This is a genomic window from Anaerolineae bacterium (assembly GCA_014360855.1).
Lineage (GTDB): Bacteria > Chloroflexota > Anaerolineae > JACIWP01 > JACIWP01 > JACIWP01.
In genome coordinates this window covers 1-3,673 of sequence record JACIWP010000282.1, presented here as the reverse complement: position 1 = coordinate 3,673, position 3,673 = coordinate 1, and the positions used below count along the sequence as shown (strand labels likewise).

Annotated in this window: 2 protein-coding genes; both read right to left on the bottom strand. The window is 65.8% G+C overall.

Going from position 1 to position 3,673, the window contains the following annotated elements; translation table 11 throughout:
• Positions 1-775: undecaprenyl/decaprenyl-phosphate alpha-N-acetylglucosaminyl 1-phosphate transferase (locus tag H5T60_12680; GenBank protein MBC7243285.1), on the bottom strand; the 775-nt coding region annotated here is incomplete at its 3' end.
• Between the two features lie 3 nt (positions 776-778).
• Positions 779-3,673, bottom strand: a 2,895-nt coding sequence (locus H5T60_12675; GenBank protein MBC7243284.1) for a tetratricopeptide repeat protein, incomplete at its 5' end; no start/stop codon positions are given.

Sequence of the window (3,673 nt, the reverse complement as noted above, 5' to 3'; positions counted from 1 at the left end):
CGCGCCGCAGGCGGGAGATGATGACCAGCCCCGTGTCGAAGATGGGAAGCCCCAGCACCAGCACAGGTATCATCCAGGTGACGGCGGTGATGTTCTGCGGGAAGCGCAGTTTGATGCCCACGGCGGCCAGCATGAAGCCGATGAAGAGGCTCCCAGAATCGCCCATGAAGATTTGCGCCGGGTTGAGGTTGTAGAAGAGAAAGCCGATGCAGGCGCCGAGGAGCGCCGCGGCCAGGGCGCCGACCAGGTACTGGCCACTGCCGGCCGCCAGCAGGAGGAAGAAGCCGGCGGCGATGGCGGCCACGCCGGCGGCCAGCCCATCCATATTGTCCATCAGGTTCAGGGCGTTGGTGATGCCCACGACCCAGAGGAGGGTCGCCAGCACGTTCACCGCCGGCCAGGGGAACAGGGAGATGCGCACGTCGGAGAACACCAGGATGCCGGCGGCAGTGGTCTGGCCGATGAGCTTGACCCAGGCCGGCAGGGGCCGGCGGTCATCCCACAATCCCAGGAAGGAGGCCAGTGTGGCGCCCAGCACGATGCTGAGCAGTTGGCTGATGTTGTAGCGGTCCTCGAAGGCCAGCAGGGCGATGACGAACGCCAGGTAGATGGCCAAACCGCCCAGCCTTGGGATAGGGGTGGTATGCACCTTGCGGGCGGAAGGCTGGTCCATAAAGCCCAGGCGTGGGGCCAGCCGGCGGAAGAGCGGCGTACTGCCGGCGGCGACCATCAGCGCTGTCAGGAAAATCAGCATGTACAGCTTGATGGAGGACATGGATCAGCCTCCCAAGGACTGCCGCAACTGCTGGATGAGCTGTTGGAGGGGGTCCCGCTCTTGCGCCGGCGCCAGGGGCAGGGCGCGCTCCGCATACTCCAGCGAGCGGGTGATGTCCCCGACCTGCTGGTAGAGCAGGGCCAGGTTTCGCAGGCTGATATAGTCCTCCGGGGCGATGCTCACGACGTACAGGTTCTCCTGGATGGCCTCCTGCACGCGTCCCAGCCGGGCGTAGGCATAGCCCAGGGCGCTGTGCGCCTGCACCAGTTCCGGCTCCAGCGCCAGTGCCTGACGGTATGCCTCGACAGCTTTGTCCCACTGCTCCCAGGCCAGATAGACATCCCCCATCAGCAGGTAAGTCTGGCTGAATTCGGAATCAAGGGCCAGCGACTGCTGGTATTTCTGCATGGCCTCGTCATAGCGTCCCATGTAGTAGTACACCAGGCCCCACTCGTTGAAGAGGCCGGCGTTGTGCGGGCTGAGCCGTGTGGCCTGCTCGTAATAGCGGAGCGACTGCTCGAAGCGCTCCTGGCGCTTGGCGGGGTCCTCGGTCATCTGCGCCCACAGGCGGTACAGCCGGCCGAGGTTGGCCGTGTGATCGGTGTTCAGCGGATTGAGCCTCTGGGCCGTCTGCAGAGTCTCCAGGCTCTGCGTGATCAGGCTGTCGCGCGCCGCGGGGTCCGTCAGGTTCTCCGCTTTCTGAAGCTGTGCTCGCCCGAGGAAGAGGTAATAGTAATCCTGGCGCGGGGTCAAATCAATGGCCTTCTGATAGTACGCGATGCTGGCATCCCACTGCTGGAGCGATTCCGCCCGTTTCCCCTGTTTGAAGTAGACATCCGCCCGGATGACATTCATGTTGGTGTTGACCAGCGCCAGGAAGGCCAGGGGGAAGAGCACCAGGCCGGCCAGGGCCGACACGGCGCTGTATTTGCCCCAGCCGAGGTTCGGCAGGGCTTCCTTTGTCTCGAACAAGAGGACGGTGGCCAGCAGGAACATGACCAGGAAGACGGCGGTATAGGGCACGATGATGTGGTTGGCCGGGTCCGCCGCGTACGGGACAAGCCGGCCGGCATGCCACACGATCAGCGGGATACACAGTACCGCGGTGATGACGAGATACCCCAGCGCGTAGGTCAGCCAGCGCGTCGAGGGCTCCCGGGATGGGTCTCGATGCAGGGTCAGACCGCCGGCCACGCTCAACATGCCGCCCACCAGCCAGGTCAGCACGAATAATCCCAGGATGCCATAAGAGGTCTCGAACTGCGCCGGCCCCCGCACGATGGCGGTCAGGGAGCGGGCGATGACGGCCAGGGGAGAGTAGTCGCCGGCCTGGTTCGTGATGTAGTCATAACCGCAGATGACAAGGATGAGAGCCGCGATGAGCGAGAAGGCGATGACGTATACTAGCCTGGAGCTGGGAGGCTCGGCCGGCCGGGCAGAGGGCTGTTTGCCGCCCTTGCGCTTGGCGCTCGCCGGCGCGGGGGCCGGCGCCGGCGCGGATATCTCCAGCGGGATACGGTGCCGATGCAGGGCGACCAACAGGCCGGCCAGCGCCCAGAAATGGACGCGCGTGGAGGCGATAGCGATGCCGAAGTGGATTTCCACGAAATGCCCGACGATGGCCGCCAGCAGGGCGATGAGCAGGAGCCGTTGGCCGGCCGGCAGTGCCTCGCCTGCCGCGCGATGTCGCGGCGCGGCGGCCGCCCAGGTGAGGTAGGCGATGATGCCCAGGATGAAGCCGGCGGCCAGCCCCACGCCGGCCAAGCGCCAGCTCCGCTCCACGAGCCAGGGGATGAGCACGCCGGCCAGCGCGCCGACCAGGCTGGCGCCGATGAACAGCCGGCGCTGGGCCGGTCCCTCCAGCAGGCCCAGCCATTTCATCCCATAGTAAAAGATACTGCCGAAAAGGAAAATGTATGCCAGGAAGCCGATGACGCCAGTCGTCACCAGCGCGTCGAAGGTCTCGTTGTGCGAGCGGTCGGGGGAGGCGTTGCGCGCCTCATAGTGGGCCAGCTCGGGCGGGTAGACCTGATTGTAGGCGACCCACATGGATTCGGGCCCGTAGCCGATGATGGTGCGGCCGGCGTCCCGTCCCAGCAGGTCCACCACCCCTTCCCAGATGAGGGTGCGCACCCTGCCTGTGCCGCTTTCCATCTCGAAGACCTGTCCCAGCCGGCCGATGTACGGCCAGGAGCGGAGCGGTGCCAGCGGCGAGTGGGGCAGGTTGAAGACCACCAGGAAGGCGAGGCCGAACAGGGCCTGCATCAGCCAGCTCAGCCACAGCCAGCGCTGGCCGCGGCGCATGATGGCCAGCAGGCCGAAGGCCGGCAGGCCGCCCACCGGCAGGGTGACCAGTGCCGTGCCGGCGGCGCGCGCCACCTCGTCTGCCCGGATGGGGGAGGTGTCGGGATGGCGCTGGCGCAGGGCGATGAGGCCCAGCAGGACGAAGACATAAAGGCCGGCGAGCAATCCCAGCCAGGGCCCCCGGCTCTGGGTGAAGAAGATGGTCAGGAGCTGCGCCACCAACACGGCCATATAGGCGCCGGTCTGCACCGCGTGCGCCAGGGACCCCTTCTCCTCGTCCATGAGCAGGGCGAAGGAGCGGATCAGCCGCTCCAGGGTCAGGAAGAAGGCCATGATGAGATAGGCGGCGACGAAGATGGCATTGCCCATGTTGGAGGCGACGCGGGTGGTGACATCGCCGCCCCAGGGCAGGGGATCGCGTTGATAGTGCTGGAGGATACCGTAAATGGCGATGGGCAGGCTGGTCAGGACAACGGTGTTGATAAAACGGTCCACCTGCTCCCGCCGGCGCAGGTGGGTCAGCACCATCAGGAAAATGAAGATGTAGGAAAAGGTTGAGTACGTGCCCTGCAGGCGCTGGTAGGAGCCCCACAG